At 71.0% G+C, this 908-nt stretch carries 1 pseudogene; it reads left to right on the top strand.

Annotated elements, in window-relative coordinates:
- Window positions 1-54: 54 nt before the first annotated feature.
- A pseudogene (locus ACTMTF_RS49385) lies at window positions 55-908 on the top strand (type I polyketide synthase); the annotation flags it as partial.

Below are 908 nucleotides of genomic sequence, written 5' to 3'. Positions count from 1 at the left end.
CAGGTTCCGGTGGTGTGTGGGACGTTGCGTCGGGATGACGGTGGCCCGGCGCGGTTGCTGGCTTCCCTGGCCGAGGTGCATGTTCAGGGCGTCGCGGTGGATTGGGCGGCGGTGCTGCCGATGGGCGAGCGGGTCGAGTTGCCGACCTACGCCTTCCAGCGGCAGCGGTACTGGCCCAAGCCGACCCCAGCCTCGACCGGGACGAGCGTCGTCCCGGCGGCCGAGAGTGCGTTCTGGGCCGCCGTCGAGAACGGCGACCTGGACAGCCTTTCGCAGGCACTGGCCGTGGACGGGCAGCGACTGCAGGAGGTACTGCCCGCACTGGCGTCCTGGCGGCAGCGTGAGCGGGGCGAGTCCGCGGTCGCCGATTGGCGCTACCGCATCACCTGGACCCCGCTCACCGAACCCGCCCCCGCGACCCTGTCCGGCACCTGGCTCCTGGTCGCCCCCGCAGACCAGGCCGGCACCGACCTGACCACCTCCGCCGTTCAGGCTCTGACGGATCGCGGTGCCCGAGTGCTGGTCACTGAGATCGCTCCTGGTGAACTGGATCGGGAGTCTCTGGGTGCCCGTATCGCCCAGACATTGGGCGAGCTCGGTGATTTGCCGGTGGCTGGGATCGTGTCCCTGCTGGCCGTGGACGATTCGCCCCTGGATGAGTCGCCTGTTGTGACCAGGGGGCTCGCCGGGACGATGGGGCTGGTCCAGGCGCTGGGTGACGCCGGGATCGACGCGCCGCTGTGGATGTTGACATCGGGCGCGATGGCGGCCGTCGCCGGGGAGGTGCCCGTCAGTCCGGTGCCCGCACAGTCGTGGGCGTTCGGCCGGGTCGCCGCTCTGGAGCATCCGGATCGGTGGGGTGGCCTGATCGACCTGCCTCCGGTGTGGGACGCGCGTACGGCCGATCG

The organism is Nonomuraea sp. ZG12 (assembly GCF_052068115.1).
Taxonomy (GTDB): domain Bacteria; phylum Actinomycetota; class Actinomycetes; order Streptosporangiales; family Streptosporangiaceae; genus Nonomuraea.
This window is presented reverse-complemented; position numbering and strand designations above follow the sequence as displayed.